The following is a 16,484-nucleotide window of genomic DNA, read 5'->3' on the forward strand; positions in this document are numbered from 1 at the left end:
CAAAAGTAGGATGCAACTGTGACAACTGAAATGGCTGAGCGCTTCAATCCCTCCTCTCTAAAGTTGGTGCATAATGAACTAGTCGCCACTATTGAAAGTGCCGCCGGGCGGCTGGAGCAATTTGCTTCAGATTTAAACAATGGCGAGTTGTTGCAACATTGTATTGACGATATCACTCAGATTCGGGGAACCCTCAGCCTATTGCAGCTGCGCGGTGTTGATTTACTGGCCGATGAGTTAGTCGAACACATCACCGATATACCACTGGGAGAGGCCTCTAGCTGTCTACCTAAGCTGGAAAAGATCACCTCGGTTTTCTTTATTCTGCCGCGTTATCTTGAATATTGCAGCCAAACTGGCCGGAGTATGGCCGTTCTATTGATTCCACATATTAATGAACTGCGTTTGGCTCGCAAGGTGAAGCCCATTGGTATGGGGTATTACTACCCAGTTGATGTCAGTGACTGCCAGCGCGGCGAGGTAGAGCAAGTCGAAATCCCTGAAGATTTGCGCCAAGTGGTCAAACGATTACGCCATATGTTCCAGGTGGCGATGCTTAACGTCTTACAAGGCAAGCAGGTCAAGCCGTCATTGGGCATGATGGAGCGTTCATTTCAGCGGTTGGATAAACTATCGGGCAATAACCCGATGGGCCAGTTGTGGTGGGTGGCCGCGGAAATGATGTCGGCTCTACAGGCGGAAGCTCTACAGTTAAACAAAGCTCGCAAAATGCTTTTTAGTGCCCTCGATCGCGATTTAAAGCGCTTTTTATTTGAAGGAGAAGATGCATTAAAAAAGCAGCCTAATCCCGACATGCTCAAAGAGTTGGTTTATCAGGTGGCGCTGGCGCGCAATGAAAGTGAACGCTCGTTAGCCATTATTGAGGCTTATTCGGCGCCCAAACTCGGTTATAACGAGCAAGAGCTTTTTCGCGAGCAGGAGTATCTCAAGGGCCCGAGTGCAACTACCGTCACATCCATGACCAGTGTCTTGCAGGATGAGCTGCGCAGCACCAAAAATATTTTAGAGCGGGCCGCCCAGGGTGGGGTGGAGCTGTTAACTGACAGCCCAGAATTGATAGACACACTGAAAAAAGTGGCTGAGATATTAGCGGTGGTGGGACTAGTGGCTCCGAGTAAGTCACTAAAAGAAGAAATCACCAAAATTGTTAGCTGGCAAACCGGTGAGGTCGAAGCTCATACAGACGACTTGTTAGGCGTAGCGGATACCTTACTCTATATTGAGAGCACCGTGTCTGGTTTGTCCAAAATGAACCTTTCGGAAGAAAAGTTAGCCCAGCTCAATGCCCTGTCACGCGAAGAGGCACTGTCATCCAGCCAGTTGATGGAGGCCGAGGCCCTCGTCATCGAGGAAGCAGAGTCCGGTCTGGCGTTGATTAAACGCGCGCTTAACTCTTACTCTGAGTCTAATTACGATGTCGGCCATATTAAGAATGTAGCCTCAACTTTATCATCGGTTCGCGGTGGGATGTTGGTACTTAATCTGCCACGGGCAGCGGCCGTGGTTGCGGCAAGCGAAAAATTTGTCAATGAAGCATTGCTCGGCCCCGAGCCACTTGCAGCTGTGCAACATTTATTGGAAACTTTTGCCGATTCTGTGATTAGCCTGGAGTATTATCTGGACGCCATTAAGTCTGGTAAAGATGCCGATACCAGTGTACTGCAAGTAGCCGAAGAAAGTCTGCAGGCTTTGGGTTTTCCCGTTGCTTCTTAATAATTACCGCTCGAACTTATGACTCAAACTGCTATTTGTTGGCAGGTTCATGGCAGTAAGTTGGCCGTTGATAAAGCTACCGGTTACCCTTGTTCTGTTTCGGTGGCGCCCCTAATGCCGGGCAGTGTTAGCATTCCATTGCCCGGCACTACGGGCGATAGTGTATTGATAAACCAAGACAGCCAATTGTCTGGTGCTCTTGAATGGGTTGAGCTGCGTGATTGCCTATCACTATACTCATCGGACATGTTTGAGCGGGCAGGGGTGGCGGTACAGTTGGCCCATTGGTGGCAATCGCAACGCTTTTGTAACCAGTGCGGCTCATTACTGCCTGACCCTGATGTTCATTTACTAGAGCGCAATGAGTATGTAAAAGCCTGCAAGACATGCGACACACACCACTACCCTCGGTTAAACCCTTGTATTATTGTACTGGTCACTCGTGCTCAAGAATGTTTGTTGGCACTGCACCACCGCTCGAAAAGCGGTGTTTACACCATCTTGGCAGGGTATGTGGAACCGGGTGAGTCGATAGAACAAGCGGTGTGTCGGGAAGTGCAAGAAGAGGTGGGGGTTAAAGTCTCACAGCTACGCTATCAGTACAGTCAAAGTTGGCCATTTCCCGGTCAGCTTATGTTAGGGTTTTGGGCGCAATACGATTCAGGCGAGCTATTATTACAAGACGATGAAATAAAGGATGCTGCCTGGTACCGGTTCGATCAATTACCAAGCGTACCTCCTAAAGGCACGATAGCTCGACGATTAATTGATGATTTTGTGGCGAGTCTCGCCAATTAAAAGACGTAAACTGGTTATCAGTGGAGACCGTTCGACATGTTTTACAGCGCTCTGGCAGTAATTGCTGCCATATTATGCTTAATCATCGCTTATTCTGGGGCTAAGCTCCTGTTTCGCAATAGTTGGATTTTGGGTTGGTTGCGCGGCATGTTTGGCTTGTCACTGTTGGCAATGGCGCTAATTTTTGCTTTTGTCGCGTTTGATATTTTCACTTATCGACAAATTGTTAAAGAACAAGTAATCGCCACTATTAGCTTTGAAAAGTTAGCCGAGCAAGAATTCAAAGTTATGTTGGCAAATTCTGATGGTTTAGAGAAAACCTACACCTTGCGTGGCGATCAGTGGCAGCTGGATGCCCGCATTATTAAATGGAAGGGTGAGGTGGCAAAGCTGGGCATTCAGCCGGGCTATCGTCTCGATCGAATCTCCGGCCGTTATTTTTCCCTTGAAGATGAGCGAAACGCCGAACGTACACTCTATTCGTTTAATGAAAGTCATCTCGGTGTCGATGTGTGGCAATGGCTAAGGCAAATTAAGAATACACTGCCAGTAGTCGACGCTGTTTATGGCTCGGCCACTTACTTGCCAATGGCCGATGGCGCACTGTTTGAAGTTAGCTTATCCGGTACGGGTTTGGTTACCCGGCCTTTGAATGAAATTGCTCAAGATGCAGTTGGGCTTTGGCAATAATTGATAAAACAGGAGTACCCTTGGAATTTCTTATAGATTACGGTCTTTTTTTCGCCAAGTCAGTCACTGTCTTGGTGGTGATAGCCTTGGTGTTGGCGTTAATAGCCAGTAATAAACAAAAAATAAGTGGTCAAAATAAAGGTTATATAGAGGTAAAAAACCTAAACGAAACTTTTGCCGATTACACCGATGCAATCAAGTCTGTGGTGTTGGACGAGGCCCAGTTAAAAAAAGAACACAAAGATAAACAAAAACAGGAAAAACAAGCTCGTAAGGCACAAAAGAAATCTACAGAGCAAGTGCCTGAACGCCGCAAACGGGTGTATGTGATCGACTTTGATGGCGATATTAAAGCTTCCGCCAATAGCAGTTTACGTGAAGAAATTACCGCCGTTTTGGGGCTGGCGGAATCACAGGATGAAGTCGTTATCAAACTTGAAAGTGGCGGCGGTATGGTACACAGCTATGGCTTGGCTGCCAGTCAGTTGACTCGTATTACCGAAAAATCTATTCCACTAACGGTTTGTGTCGACAAAGTCGCCGCCAGCGGTGGTTATATGATGGCTTGTGTGGCTGATAAAATTGTTGCTGCGCCTTTTGCGATTTTAGGCTCAATCGGTGTTGTTGCGCAGTTGCCGAACTTTCATCGGTTACTCAAGAAAAATGATATTGACTATGAAATGTACACCGCCGGTGAGTTCAAAAGAACCGTCACTATGTTTGGTGAAAATACCGAGAAAGGCCGCACTAAATTTCTAGAAGATCTGGAAAAAACACACGTACTGTTTAAAGACTATGTGCAAGAGCATCGCTCAGTGGTTGATGTCGATAAAGTCGCTACCGGTGAGGTGTGGTACGGACGTCGCGCACTGGACGAAAGATTAATCGATGAATTGAAAACCAGTGATGGGTATTTATTAGATCAGGCACAAAAAGCTGACATATTTAGGGTAGAGTTTACCCAGAAAAAATCACTGCCAGAAAAATTAGGTTTTGCGGCCGAGTCGACACTTGATCGCTTATTAGTACGCTGGTTGAGTCGAGTGCAATCTAAACGCTGGTTCTAAGTTAAACAGGGTTGGCAATTATGAAAGAATTTTCCGCTGTCAGAGTTGAAGCCCAAGATGGTTTATATCAGTGTCAATTACAGTCGGTAAATGTTGATCAATTGGCATCGGCTGGCGTGTTAATTAAAATCGTTTGTTCGGCGTTAAATTATAAAGATGCTTTAAGTGCTTCCGGGCACCCAGGTGTCACCCGCAATTTTCCCCACACGCCCGGTATAGACGCCGCCGGTATTGTGGTAGAGGACAGCTCTGACCAGTTTAAAGCCGGGACAAGGGTGATTGTCAGCGGATTTGATTTTGGGATGAACAGCGACGGAGGCTTGGCCGAGTATTGTCGTGTGCCGGCCGAGTGGGTTTGTCCGTGCCCAGATAAATTGTCGTTTTTCAATGCAATGGCATTGGGGACTGCCGGTATTACGGTGGCAACGGCACTGAACAAACTAGAAAGACAAGTTCCCACGGCTAAGGCCGGCGATGATTTTGTTATATCCGGTGCTTCTGGCGGTGTGGGCAGTGTGGCGATTAAACTCGCCGCAGCCCGAGGCTATTGTGTTACTGCTATGAGCTCAAGGCCCGACGAGTTTCATCGGCTGAAAGCCTTGGGGGCTCGACATTGCATCGATAGCGGGTCTTGGCGAGAGCGCTCGCCTAAACCTCTGTTAAAGCCTGAGTTTTCTCTGGGGCTGGATACCTTGGGCGGTCCCATGCTGGAAAATTTACTCAAAGTTATTCGACCTGAAGGCGCCTTGGCCACCTGCGGTATGGCCCTGTCTGAGCAGTGCCAGACAACCGTTTACCCATTTATATTGCGCGGGGTTTCTTTGCTCGGTGTGGACTCAGCAGAAATCCCTCTGCAGCTTAAAGCCCAATTGTGGGAGATGTTATCCAGCTTGGCACTGGATTATCATGACTTGGCCACCGAGGTGACCCTGGAGCAGGCGCCTAAAATATTACAGCAAATGCTGGCTGGTAAAGCGCAAGGCCGAACAGTTGTTAGAGTGGCTGAGGAGTCGTCATCATGAATACCCTTAACCAAAAACTCCACCTGCCGACACCCGAGCAAGCACTGCCCGGCCGGGAGCAATCACTGGCTGTGGACTCCACACACTTTGTTACCGGCGAATCAATTAAGCCACCTTTTCAGCCGAACAGTAGCTGGTTTTTGCTCGGCATGGGTTGTTTTTGGGGGGCGGAGCGCTTGTTCTGGCAGACCCCTGGAGTCATTAGCACAGCGGTTGGCTACTCGGCAGGTTTTACTCCGAACCCTACCTATGAAGAAGTGTGCAGTGGTCTTACGGGCCACAATGAAGTGGTGTTGGTGGTATACGAGCCGGCCAGCATTTGTTTTGAAGATTTATTGGCGTTGTTCTGGCAATCTCACGATCCCACTCAGGGCATGAGGCAAGGCAACGACAGGGGCACCCAGTACCGCTCGGGTTTATATCTGAGTACCGCTGAGCAAATGGACCAAGCGCTTAACAGTAAACAGAGTTATCAGCGGGCGTTATCGGCGGTAGGTTTTGGCGGGATAACCACCGAAATACTGAGAGCGGGGCAGTTCTATTACGCTGAAACTTACCATCAGCAGTATTTAGCTAAGAACCCGTCGGGTTACTGCGGCATTGGCGGGACAGGAGTTGTTTGCCCGGGGGCCTGAAGGCATAGACTAGGCGTCTAAAACTTCCATTTGAAATTTCAAATACACGGTGTACACCTCAGTAGAGCCGTCGTCTTGTTCCACTAAAAAAAACGGTGCCCGGTCCACCTCGTATTGTTTTGCTAACTGCATACCGCGGCTGTCAGGATCGGTTTCGATAGCCTCCACGATCTGATCAATTTGAGCAAGGTAACCACCTTGCTCAAGCTTATGTAGAACATCGGCACATTTACGGCAGGGTGAGCCATCGGCGAGTATTTTCTTAACCAGTGTAATTTTCACGCTGTCCTCAATCTTACGGGTTGATATTGCTAGCGTGTAGACCGCATTCCTTTTTGGTGTCTTCTTCCCACCACCAACGTCCTTCACGTTCGTGTTGGCCAGGCCCTACGGGGCGAGTGCATGGCTCACAGCCGATAGAAATAAAGCCCCGGTCGTGCAGAGGGTTGTAAGGCACTTCATAGGCACGAATATAGGCCCATACCTCCTCCGAACTCCAGTTGGCCAAAGGGTTGTATTTGGTCAGGGTTTCTCCGGCTCGGGCGAAACCCTGATCATCTTGTATGACCGGTATGTCGGAGCGGGTGCCCGGGCTTTGATCTTTACGCTGACCCGTAATCCAGGCGTCAACCTCTAAGAGCTTATTGCGCAGTGGAGTGATCTTACGAATGCCGCAGCACTCTTTGTGTGTGTCTTGATAAAAGCTGTACAGCCCTTTCTCGCGTACCAGTTGACGTACGGCGTCACCGTCCGGCGAAATAATATCAATATTGATCTTGTAGTGGTTTCTCACTGTCTCAATAAATTGATAGGTTTCTGGGTGCAGTCGACCGGTATCGAGAGAGAATACTTCTACATCAGGTCGAATTCGGCTGGCCATATCAACTAAGGCGACATCTTCGGCGCCACTGAATGAGATGGCAATACGATCATGGCTCTCCAGAGCGTGCTTCATAATACGGAACGGGCTCTGGTTGGCCAATTGTTGTTCGATATCCACCAGAGGAATTTGGTCATTCATTGCTAGATCCTTAATCACGGTCAATCTAAGGCTTATCTGCTCTATTTGGGCGGAAGGATACCAGAGCTTTTAAAGGGTTCCCAATAACACGCGAGTCTTAACTTATAACTGAGAGTACTTTTTCGTGAAACCATGATTTAAAAATAATCGAATAGTACTGTAAATGTACACATGCTGTGCTTAAATATTAAACAGTTACTATATCTGGTGTTATTAAGGCCCATATTGCTGGGCTTCATAGGCTTGGCGCCTTTAACCATATATTCCAAAAAGTTATTATATTCTCAAGTTAATTACGGTATTTGGGATATGTTCCACGTGAAAAAGTAGCTGAGTCCGTTGCGTTTTTACGCTAAGCAGGTTAGATTCGCCAGCTTTTCTATCTAAATAATTTTTGGAGGCTGACGTGGAGCTGGCATGTTTGGACCTGGAAGGGGTTCTGGTACCGGAAATCTGGATAAAATTTGCGGAAAAGACCGGTATTGAAGAACTGAAAGCAACAACGCGAGATATTCCGGATTATGACGTGCTTATGCGTCAGCGTTTGCGAATCCTTGAAGAGAATAACTTAGGCTTACATGAAATTCAGGAAGTGATTGCGACCCTTGAGCCTTTAGAGGGAGCGGTCGAGTTTGTAAACTGGCTGCGTGAGCGTTTTCAGGTCATTATTTTGTCAGACACTTTCTATGAGTTTTCCCAGCCTTTGATGCGTCAGCTCGGTTTCCCCACGCTCTTATGTCATCGTTTAGAGACAGACGACAAGGGCAAGGTGATCAACTATCATCTGCGCCAGCGAGATCCAAAGCGCCAGTCGGTACTCGCCCTAAAAACCTTGTATTACCGTATTATTGCTGCTGGCGACTCCTACAACGACACGACTATGCTGGGTGAGGCCGATGCCGGTATTTTATTTCATGCCCCGCAAAATGTGATCGATGAGTTTCCTCAGTTCCCGGCTGCTCACACCTATGAGGCTCTAAAACAAGAGTTCATCAAAGCCAGTAACCGAGACTTGTCTTTATAAGTTGCCTCTGGCCACTAATAAACCCTTAATCTTGGTCGAGATTAGGGGTTTTTAGCGCACTAGAATGTAGATTCATCGAGCTGCTATGAGTTTCAGTTTGTTGGTTCTATTGTTGTTGGTGTTTGACGTGTGGCCGTTAAATTATTGGTCAAGACTCGTAAGTCAGTTATATTGGAAATTGTATAGACCCACCTTTACAGCTAAAGCGAGAGTTACAATTGACCAGATTCTCGCGGCGCCATTTTTACAGAGCAAAGATATGTGCCCCTGTTAGCTCCTAAGGAGCAGCTGGTCTTTCACGCGTTATGAAGCCTCTGGCTGACATAATATGAGGCTTAAATGAACACGTTCTTATTAACTTTTTGCGCTATGCTGGCATTTGCTGGCAACTCAATATTCTGTCGATACGCGTTAGGTTTCAGTGCAATTGATCCGTTATCGTTTACGCTTCTTCGGTTGGTCAGTGGCGCAGCTGTACTAGCTGCTTTGGTGGTATTTACCGACTCCGGGCGGTGGCGCGAAAAAGTGAGTCAGGGTAGCTGGTCGGGTGGCCTGGCTCTTTTTGTTTATGCGCTAAGCTTTTCATTGGCCTATGTTAAGTTGGGCACTGCGGAAGGGGCCTTGGTGCTTTTTGCTACTGTGCAGCTCGTCACTCTTGTTGCGAGCTTTATTGCCAAACAAAAACCTAGCGTGCTAGAAGTATGGGGCTTGATGATTGCCTTGCTAGGTGTGGCTATTTTACTCTTACCCAACGCGGCCCGGCCCGATATGCTCGGTGCTATTTTAATGATTGTTTCCGGGGGCGCTTGGGCTGGCTATACGCTGCTAGGACGCAATGGTGCCAAGCCGTTAATCAACACAACGGGCAATTTCTTTCGGGCTAGCGCTTTGGCTCTACTGCTTTTGGTGCCGTTGCTGGCACTTTGGTCGCCCCCCATATTGACTGGCGCCGGTTTGCTTTTAGCTGTGGCATCTGGGGCTTTGGCTTCGGCGATAGGTTACGCAATTTGGTATAAATGTTTGGCAAGGTTGACCATAACTCAGGCGGGCGTCGTGCAGCTGAGTGTGCCTATGTTGGCTGCGATCGGTGGTGTGCTGTTCGTCGGAGAAGCGTTAAGCGTAATTTTAATGATTGCTATGATCACGGTGCTGGCTGGGATCGCGCTCACACTGAAACCTAAAAAAGCCTAAATTAAAGCGGGTAAAGCGCCACACAAGGTCGTAGGTTTTCAGGCTGTTGACTTGATTTGTGAGCTCGTTATACTCAAATTTGCTTGAAAGTTAGTCCTGTTTGATGACTTGCCAAGACCATCGTTGTTGCCGGTTCCATCAATCAAAAGACATAGTAATATTTTAAGCAATTAGAATTAAGAGTATTAAGTAAAAAGCGCTCCGAAAGGGGTCTTGAATGATTGAGGAATGATTTATGTCTACCGTAACGGGTACCGTAAAGTGGTTTAACGAAGCTAAAGGTTTTGGTTTTATTGAGCAAGAGTCTGGCCCTGATGTATTTGCTCATTTTAGCGCTATTCAAGGTTCAGGTTTTCGCACTCTGGCTGAAGGTCAAAAAGTTGAGTTCACGATTACTCAGGGTCAAAAAGGGCCACAGGCCGAAAACATTGTCGCTGTGTAAGTTCAGCTTACGCACCGATCGAAAAGGGTGGGCAAAAGCTCACCCTTTTTTTTGCTTTACTTTTTAGCTTATGTTTTGGGGTGCTACCCCGTGCCCGGTTTTGGAAAATTATGTGAGGATCAATGGATAAGCGACAAGAATTACTCCGCCAGGCGATTACCACAGTTCCAAATTACCCTAAGCCCGGCGTGCAATTTAGAGACATTACCAGTTTGTTGGAGCAGCCAGAGGCATTAGCCGAGGCGGCGGCGGGCTTGGTTGAGGCTTTTGCCGGTGCGAATGTCAATAAGATTGTCGCGATCGAGGCGAGAGGGTTTATCTTTGGTTCGATTCTGGCCCACCAGCTGGGGCTGGGGCTGGTGCTGGCGCGCAAGCCGGGTAAGTTGCCGCGCGCGACTCACAGTCAAGCCTATTGTTTGGAATACGGCGAAGACACGCTGCATATTCATAGTGGCGCCTTAAGCTGCGGGGATCGGGTATTGTTGATTGACGATCTGATTGCTACCGGAGGTACCGCGCAGGCCGTTGTTCGGCTTGTTAAGACAATGGGGGCTGTGGTTACCCATGCGGGCTTTGTGGTGGCTCTGCCGGAACTTGGTGGAGTTGAGCAACTTAAGCAAGCGGGGGTTAAAACCGTCTATTTGTTGGAATATAAGGGGCAGTAATGAAATTATTGATCGGGTTGATGTCGGTATTGTTAGTTGCGGCGTGCAGTAATAGGGCGGTTTATGAGAATGTGCAGCACAATCAACACCAGTTATGTGATCGCGAGCCTCCCGGCGCGCAGCGCGAGTGCCGCGAGCAGTCTTCGCAAAGCTACAGTGACTATGAGCGTGAGCGGCAGCAGCTACTGCAATAGCGCTTGGTTGGGGCCATACAATTGAGTATGATACGCGCCGCAATTGAATTTAGAGGGTAGAAGTCATGGGCTTCATTATCGGCTGTATTGTCATTTATGTGGCTTGTATCGTTTTTGTACGCACGCGCAATAGAGTGACATTTGCGCTCAGTCGCCAGCTGACAGATTTCTCCACTTTTATGGTGCCCTTTAACCTACCGGCCTATGGCTTATCCAAGGTGGAGACTACACCCAGAATATCTAAAGATCACTTTCCGGAGTTGCAGCTTATCGAAGACAATTGGCAGGTAATTCGCGATGAAGCTCTGGCCCTCTACACCGAAGGGAAAATTACCGCTAAGGATGATCTGCCCGCCAGCAGTTTCTATAAAGATAATCGCTGGACCAGCTTTTATTTAAAACTCTACGATAACCGTATCCCCTCAGCTTACGAGCTGGCACCTAAAACCATGGCCTTGTTAGAGCAGGTACCCTATCTCAACCTGGCTTTGTTTGCCGTGCTGATGCCGGGCAAAAAACTCAGCCAGCACCACGACCCTTTCGCCTATACATTGCGTTATTCTTTGGGGCTAAGCACGCCCAATAGTGAAAAGTGCGGCTTGCAGATTGATGATTTTCACTACCCCTGGCGCGATGGTGACAGCATTATTTTCGATGAAACCTACCTGCATTCTGCGTATAACGACACCGAAACCCCGCGTATTATTCTAATGACGGATATCGACCGGCCGTTAAAGCTCGGCTTTGTGCAGAAAGGGTATTGGTATTTTGGCCGCTTTTTCAATCGCCTGTTTATGATTGATAACGTCGACAGCAGTCACACCGGAATTGGCAACAAGCTCGGCAAAGGCTTGCTGAGCTACCAGCGCCTTTTAAAGAGCTTTAAAAAGAAAAACCGCAAAGCATACTACATCAGTAAGTGGGTCGTTATCGGCGGTTTGTTACTGCTTATCGCTTCCGCCATTATTTAGTGTTGCCTATTGCTGTGGGGCGGGGAATTCACCTTCCAGCGCCCTGAGTAAAATATCGACCTTGGCCAGAGTCTCGTTGTACTCCGACTCTGCCTCCGAGTCGGCGACAATGCCGCCGCCGCCCCAGCAACTAATCTCATGGTCTTCGGCCACCAAGGTGCGAATGGCAATATTGGTGTCCATATTGCCGCAGTGGCTGATATAGCCAATGCTGCCGCAGTAAGGGCCGCGCCTGTGGCTCTCCAGAGACTCTATCACCTCCATAGCCCGAATCTTCGGCGCCCCGGTAATAGACCCCCCGGGAAAGGCGGAGCGCAGCACGTCGACGCAAGACTGCCCTGATTTTAATTGCGCCTCAATGGTGCTGACCAAGTGATGAACATTGGTGAAGGATTGTAACTCGAACAGCTGAGGTACCTTTACGTGCCGGCATGTCTGGCTCAAATCGTTGCGCAGTAAGTCCACAATCATGAGGTTCTCTGCCTGGTCCTTGGGGCTGTCCAATAGCTGCTGACCGGCTAACTGGTCGGCTTTGAGGTTGTCTTTGCGGGCGGCGGTTCCCTTGATGGGGCTGGTTGTCACCTTATCTTGTTGGGCGGCAATAAAACGCTCCGGCGACAAGCTTAAAATGGCGCCTTTCTCGAGCGGGATAAACGCTGCGAATGGGGCGGGGTTAATGGCTCTTAGGTGCAAATAAGCCGTCAGTGGATCGCCTTTATACTGGCTGGAAAAGCGCTGGGCAAAGTTGACTTGATAACAGTCGCCTTCGCGAATGTGATTCTGGATAATATCGAATTTTTCGAAGTAATGTTTAGCATTAAGATTGCTTTCGAACTTATTGATTATAAAGGGATTTGATCCATTTTCTAGAATTGACTTTAAGTTGTTTTGGCTCGATAAATATCCGGTTATAGCCTCGGTAGAAGCCTTATTGACGGCACTGATATAGGCTTTTTCAGCGGTGTGATCTAGCACTAGGGTCCAGGGATAGAGGCCAACCGCCATATCCGGCAATTGGCTGGTTTGCTCTATCTGCTCTTTTACAGGCACTAAGTACCGGGCTAAATCGTAGCCCCAAAAGCCCAAAGCCCCCCCGTATATAGGCAATTTGCACTCGTGTTCAGTGCGCTTTGTGTTAAGTGTGGGTAAATGGCGAGCGAGCACTTCGAATGGGTCCTGGCGGTAGAGACACTGGTGACTAGCCTTGGTATTGCTCTTGGTTAGGCCTGAGGCACAGCTATAGGTATCCACCTGGGTGCTGTCGGCAAAGGTCTGCAAGTAGTGGCTAGGGCAGGCAGCAAAGATGTCATAGCGGCCGGATTGCGTCGCCGGGTGGCAGCTGTCCAGCCAAATTGGATGTTTTAACGGGTGTAGTTGAGCAAAGTAGGCACTGGCGTCAGGGGTGTATTCAATTTCTGTTACAAAGGGTTCAAAGCTCATTGCTATCTGTCGCGTCCGTAAAGCTATAAAAGGCGCCGTGACAGCGCGTTTGTGAGTATACGGATTTGCCAGATAAAGCCCAAATTTAATAATGGGTTAATTGGCTCGGTACCGACAAGAAGAAGCTTGCCTGTGGGCACCGAGCGTCAGGGTAGGTTAATGCTCGAGTTTAAATGTCCAGTTACCCGTGATGGGGACGATGGGCGAAATACTGTTTAGACCGGCCAGTTCTTGCAATTTAGTAAGCCCTGCGGTCAAAGAAAACTGCTGTGCATTGAGCAGTATGGGGCTGCGAGTGGCTACCAACAATGTGTGGGCGTCGAGTTTTGTGACAGTCAGCTTGGCCGGTAGTGTTTGGCTTTCTCCGTGCAACGTTAACTGAATGGATAAATCGAGATTCTCGGGCGTGCTTTGCGCTAAATCATCGATATAGTCCTTGTCTAACTGGGCGGCGAGCGTTGCTTTAGGGTATTTCTTAGTATTGAATAAAATGTCGCGCAAACGTTGGTTGCGTAAATCAATTAAGGTATCAACGCTGCTCAAGTCGACCTGAACATTAATTTGACCATCGTCGTTAATATTGGCAGCAAAGCGATTAAACGAATTCGTTTCGGCAATGGTGTCATTTTTTACTGTGACAAAATGCAGGCTGGATTGTTCTTGCTGCAGTGCCCAGTGGGCCAAGACAGGTGAGCTGGCAAATGCCATCAGGGCAACTGCAGAGTATTTTTGTACGATATTCATGTCGGATCTCCGTCCATAATAGTGTCGATGGACAATACCCTAAATTTATTATGGTTTATGTCAAGTATAAACTCGACCGTTTCGGTTCGGTGGCTGCTTTCGTGCTTGTTTATGGATAATCCTCTCGATTCTGATGGGTTGGCGGGCGGCTAAACGTTAGTGGGGCAGCGTCTGACCTGATAGTTCGTAGTTAAATAACATTTGAATCCAGTCATCCACATCATCAATGGGAGAGAAGGCGACATCAATGAGCGGGGCGATAACAACCTCCGCCGGCACCGGAGCCAGTAGTGGCTGCAGCCTTTGTTTTACGGTTTCAATTAATTCACCTAAATCTGTGTTGGGCTTATATTTACGCATGGCATAAATCAGTTCTAAAGCCGTGCGCAAATAGCGCTCAATGGCAAACTTTTGAGTGTGAGGGGCTTGCAGCATGGTGTCGGCCACCTCCAGCGCCGTTGCATAATCCTTAACCGCCAGGCCCCACTGCTGGGCCTGAAGGTGCTTGCGCGCTTTTGTTTGCAGGCGACAGCCGAGCATTCCATTGCCGATGGATTGTTGCCAGTAAGCTTGTGTTGAATCATGTGTTGCCGATGATTTGTGCACCGTTAGTTACCTGCTAAGTCAGTTTTTTAGGGTCGAGCAGTTGCTCTAATTCAGATCGGTCGATATCTGTCATATCGGCGGCCACGTCAATAATGGGGCGACCGCTGGCGTAGGCCGCTTTGGCGATTTCAGCGGCTTTTAAATAACCCACAATGGGGTTGAGTGCAGTTACCAGAATTGGATTGCGGGCGACCGAGGCGTTTAGGTGTTCCTCATTTACTTTAAAGGTCTTTATGGCTTTATCGGCTAGCAGTACAGAGCTATTGCTGAGCAGCGTAATGCTGCTGATTAAGTTGTGAGCGATCAGGGGCAGGCAGACATTGAGTTCAAAATTGCCCGACTGGCCGCCGAGCGTAATAGCCGTGTCATTGCCAATCACTTGATAGCCAGCCATAACGGTGGATTCAGGGATGACCGGATTAACCTTGCCCGGCATTATGGATGAGCCAGGCTGCAGGGCTTCCAATTCAATTTCGCTGAGGCCGGTGAGGGGGCCAGAATTCATCCAGCGCAAATCATTGGCAATTTTAATCAGGCTCACCGCGCAAGCTTTTAATTGCCCCGATAGGGCCACGGCCGTGTCTTGGCTGCTGATGTGAGTAAATGGATCGGCTGCCGGGGTAAATTCAAGGCCCGTTGCGCAGTTAAGTTTCTGGCAAAAAACGCCGGCAAATTCTGCCGGAGCATTTACCCCGGTTCCCACTGCAGTGCCGCCTTGAGCCAGACTTTGTAATTGTGGTTGTAGCGCCTTGATATTATTGAGGTGCATCTCAATAAGACCCGCCCAGGCGTTAATGGGTTGGCTCAGGCGCACCGGCATGGCATCCATCAAGTGAGTTCGGCCGGTTTTAATGTAGTGCTCAGTTGTGGCAGCTTTTTCTTGGCAGACTTGTATCAGATGCGTTAAGGCCGGGAGCAGTTTCTCTGCCACCAGAATTGAGGCGCTCACGTGGATGGCCGTGGGAATGACATCATTACTGCTCTGGCTGGCATTTACATCATCATTGGGGCTCACCGACTCGCCAAGCGTGCGGCTGGCAAGGGTGGCAAGCACCTCGTTCATATTCATGTTGGTACTGGTGCCTGAGCCGGTTTGAAACACATCTACCGGGAAGTGATTCAGTCGGTCGGGGTCTTGCTCCACTTGCAGGGCGGCATCGCAAATGGCCTGTGCCGTTGGTGAGGGTAGAGTACCTAACTCTGAATTGGCTTGCGCCGCGGCCGATTTGACCTGTAGCAGGGCTCGAATAAAAGACTCGGGCAATCTCTGCCCGCTGACTGGGAAATTGTTTATAGCGCGCTGGGTTTGCGCCCCGTAAAGAGCATCCTCGGGGACGGCCAGCTCGCCCATGCTGTCTTTTTCTGTGCGTGTTTCATTCATAAAATTGCACCTTAGCGCTAGAGAGTGTGTAGCGATATTGGGTATCTGCTTGCCTATCTTAGGCCTATAATTCAATCCTTGCACAAACGATAACGGTTATCAATAACATTTAATCGGTATTGCTAATTTTTGCTAACAGGGCCTTAAAAAGATTGCGGAAAGAGGTTGCACACAATACAATGAGAATCATTATCGAGGGATGCCTAGCTGCACCTCCAGTGAAAATAATGGGTTAATACTTTAGTGTTGGGGGTTAGTGTGCGGTTTGGAAGCCTAAGACAATGGCATTGGGTGAGTTCGGCCATATGTCTTATAGGGTTGCTTTTATTTGCCATCACGGGCATTACCCTTAATCACGCGCATCAAATACCCGCGCAAAAATCCACCTTGAGTCTTGAGGCTAGGCTCGATCCCCAACTGCTTACCCGTCTTGAGCTGGAAAACATCGACAGTGGTCCGCTGCCGAAACCTCTACGATTGGAAATTCGTCGAGCACTCGGTGTTTATATCAACAGCGCTATAGATGCCGAATGGTATGGGGATGAAATCTATGTGCCCTTGCCAAGGCCGGGCGGGGATGCCTGGATGAGTATCGACATAAACAGTGGTGAGGCGATTTACGAAAAAACCACACGCGGTGTTGTGGCTTATCTCAACGATTTGCATAAGGGGCGCAATACCGGCGTTGCCTGGAGCTGGTTTATCGATGTATTTGCCATTGCTTGCTTAGTCTTTTCATTAACGGGGCTGTGGTTATTAATACGCTTACAAAAAAGTCGCCCCGGTACATGGCCTATGGTGGCTTTTGGTCTCGTGGCGCCGCTGATTATTATTATTTTATTTGTTCATTAAATAACGA

Annotated in this window: 19 protein-coding genes; 13 read left to right on the forward strand and 6 right to left on the reverse strand. The window is 48.6% G+C overall.

Annotated elements, in window-relative coordinates:
• The first annotated feature begins 18 nt into the window (after positions 1 to 18).
• Genes Q4563_RS01050 through msrA form a run of 6 tightly spaced genes read left to right on the forward strand, consistent with a single transcriptional unit; the run spans position 19 to position 5,946 of the window.
• Entirely contained in the window at positions 19 to 1,734 is a 1,716-nt protein-coding gene (locus tag Q4563_RS01050; protein WP_303603315.1) for a pilus assembly protein, read from the forward strand.
• An 18-nt stretch (positions 1,735 to 1,752) separates the two neighbouring features.
• Positions 1,753 to 2,532: an NAD(+) diphosphatase gene (gene nudC / locus Q4563_RS01055; RefSeq protein WP_303603316.1), complete on the forward strand. Its 780-nt coding sequence runs from the start codon at positions 1,753 to 1,755 to the stop codon at positions 2,530 to 2,532.
• A 36-nt stretch (positions 2,533 to 2,568) separates the two neighbouring features.
• Positions 2,569 to 3,222 (forward strand): cation/multidrug efflux pump, encoded by a 654-nt coding sequence (locus Q4563_RS01060; protein WP_215977405.1) that lies wholly within the window; start codon positions 2,569 to 2,571, stop codon positions 3,220 to 3,222.
• 20 nt (positions 3,223 to 3,242) lie between these two features.
• Positions 3,243 to 4,289: a protease SohB gene (gene sohB, locus Q4563_RS01065; RefSeq protein WP_303603317.1), complete on the forward strand. Its 1,047-nt coding sequence runs from the start codon at positions 3,243 to 3,245 to the stop codon at positions 4,287 to 4,289.
• Between the two features lie 20 nt (positions 4,290 to 4,309).
• A complete protein-coding gene (locus tag Q4563_RS01070; protein WP_303603318.1) occupies positions 4,310 to 5,311 on the forward strand; it encodes a YhdH/YhfP family quinone oxidoreductase in 1,002 nt (333 codons plus the stop codon).
• A complete protein-coding gene (gene msrA / locus Q4563_RS01075) occupies positions 5,308 to 5,946 on the forward strand; it encodes a peptide-methionine (S)-S-oxide reductase MsrA (RefSeq protein WP_303603319.1) in 639 nt (212 codons plus the stop codon). The genes Q4563_RS01070 and msrA overlap by 4 nt, the downstream gene beginning before the upstream one ends.
• A gap of 9 nt (positions 5,947 to 5,955) precedes the next feature.
• Here the strand turns inward: msrA and Q4563_RS01080 are convergent, their stop codons facing one another.
• Both Q4563_RS01080 and Q4563_RS01085 read right to left on the reverse strand, forming a co-directional pair.
• The gene (locus Q4563_RS01080) at positions 5,956 to 6,228 is read right to left on the reverse strand and encodes a hypothetical protein (RefSeq protein ID WP_303603320.1); all 273 of its coding nucleotides are present in this window, start codon (positions 6,226 to 6,228) and stop codon (positions 5,956 to 5,958) included.
• Between the two features lie 13 nt (positions 6,229 to 6,241).
• Positions 6,242 to 6,967: a phosphoadenylyl-sulfate reductase gene (locus Q4563_RS01085; protein WP_215977410.1), complete on the reverse strand. Its 726-nt coding sequence runs from the start codon at positions 6,965 to 6,967 to the stop codon at positions 6,242 to 6,244.
• Positions 6,968 to 7,373: 406 nt separating this feature from the next.
• Between Q4563_RS01085 and thrH the strand changes: the two genes are divergently transcribed.
• The 6 genes from thrH to Q4563_RS01115 all read left to right on the forward strand — a co-directional run bounded on the left by thrH (position 7,374) and on the right by Q4563_RS01115 (position 11,454).
• Positions 7,374 to 7,991 carry a bifunctional phosphoserine phosphatase/homoserine phosphotransferase ThrH gene (gene thrH, locus Q4563_RS01090; RefSeq protein WP_215977411.1) on the forward strand — a complete coding sequence of 206 codons (618 nt, stop codon included), beginning with the start codon at positions 7,374 to 7,376 and terminating at the stop codon, positions 7,989 to 7,991.
• Between the two features lie 339 nt (positions 7,992 to 8,330).
• Positions 8,331 to 9,182 carry a DMT family transporter gene (locus Q4563_RS01095; protein WP_303603321.1) on the forward strand — a complete coding sequence of 284 codons (852 nt, stop codon included), beginning with the start codon at positions 8,331 to 8,333 and terminating at the stop codon, positions 9,180 to 9,182.
• 235 nt (positions 9,183 to 9,417) lie between these two features.
• Positions 9,418 to 9,624 (forward strand): transcription antiterminator/RNA stability regulator CspE, encoded by a 207-nt coding sequence (cspE, locus tag Q4563_RS01100; protein ID WP_215977413.1) that lies wholly within the window; start codon positions 9,418 to 9,420, stop codon positions 9,622 to 9,624.
• A gap of 122 nt (positions 9,625 to 9,746) precedes the next feature.
• Complete coding sequence (locus Q4563_RS01105) at positions 9,747 to 10,289, forward strand: adenine phosphoribosyltransferase (protein WP_303603322.1); 543 nt, start codon at positions 9,747 to 9,749, stop codon at positions 10,287 to 10,289.
• Positions 10,289 to 10,483: a hypothetical protein gene (locus Q4563_RS01110; protein WP_215977415.1), complete on the forward strand. Its 195-nt coding sequence runs from the start codon at positions 10,289 to 10,291 to the stop codon at positions 10,481 to 10,483. The genes Q4563_RS01105 and Q4563_RS01110 overlap by 1 nt, the downstream gene beginning before the upstream one ends.
• A gap of 65 nt (positions 10,484 to 10,548) precedes the next feature.
• Entirely contained in the window at positions 10,549 to 11,454 is a 906-nt protein-coding gene (locus Q4563_RS01115; RefSeq protein WP_303603323.1) for an aspartyl/asparaginyl beta-hydroxylase domain-containing protein, read from the forward strand.
• A gap of 6 nt (positions 11,455 to 11,460) precedes the next feature.
• Here the strand turns inward: Q4563_RS01115 and pabB are convergent, their stop codons facing one another.
• From pabB to Q4563_RS01135, 4 genes are all read right to left on the reverse strand, one after another.
• Positions 11,461 to 12,894, reverse strand: coding sequence for an aminodeoxychorismate synthase component I (pabB, locus tag Q4563_RS01120; RefSeq protein WP_303603324.1), 1,434 nt, complete (start codon positions 12,892 to 12,894; stop codon positions 11,461 to 11,463).
• Positions 12,895 to 13,050: 156 nt separating this feature from the next.
• Positions 13,051 to 13,638 (reverse strand): YceI family protein, encoded by a 588-nt coding sequence (locus Q4563_RS01125; protein ID WP_215977418.1) that lies wholly within the window; start codon positions 13,636 to 13,638, stop codon positions 13,051 to 13,053.
• 156 nt (positions 13,639 to 13,794) lie between these two features.
• A complete protein-coding gene (locus Q4563_RS01130) occupies positions 13,795 to 14,244 on the reverse strand; it encodes a hypothetical protein (RefSeq protein WP_215977419.1) in 450 nt (149 codons plus the stop codon).
• A 13-nt stretch (positions 14,245 to 14,257) separates the two neighbouring features.
• Positions 14,258 to 15,625: a class II fumarate hydratase gene (locus Q4563_RS01135; protein WP_215977420.1), complete on the reverse strand. Its 1,368-nt coding sequence runs from the start codon at positions 15,623 to 15,625 to the stop codon at positions 14,258 to 14,260.
• 258 nt (positions 15,626 to 15,883) lie between these two features.
• Here Q4563_RS01135 and Q4563_RS01140 point away from each other — a divergent pair, with 258 nt between their 5' ends.
• Positions 15,884 to 16,477, forward strand: a complete 594-nt coding sequence (locus Q4563_RS01140; protein ID WP_303603325.1) for a PepSY-associated TM helix domain-containing protein — start codon at positions 15,884 to 15,886, stop codon at positions 16,475 to 16,477.
• Positions 16,478 to 16,484 lie beyond the last annotated feature (7 nt).

The organism is Gilvimarinus sp. 1_MG-2023 (assembly GCF_030548285.1).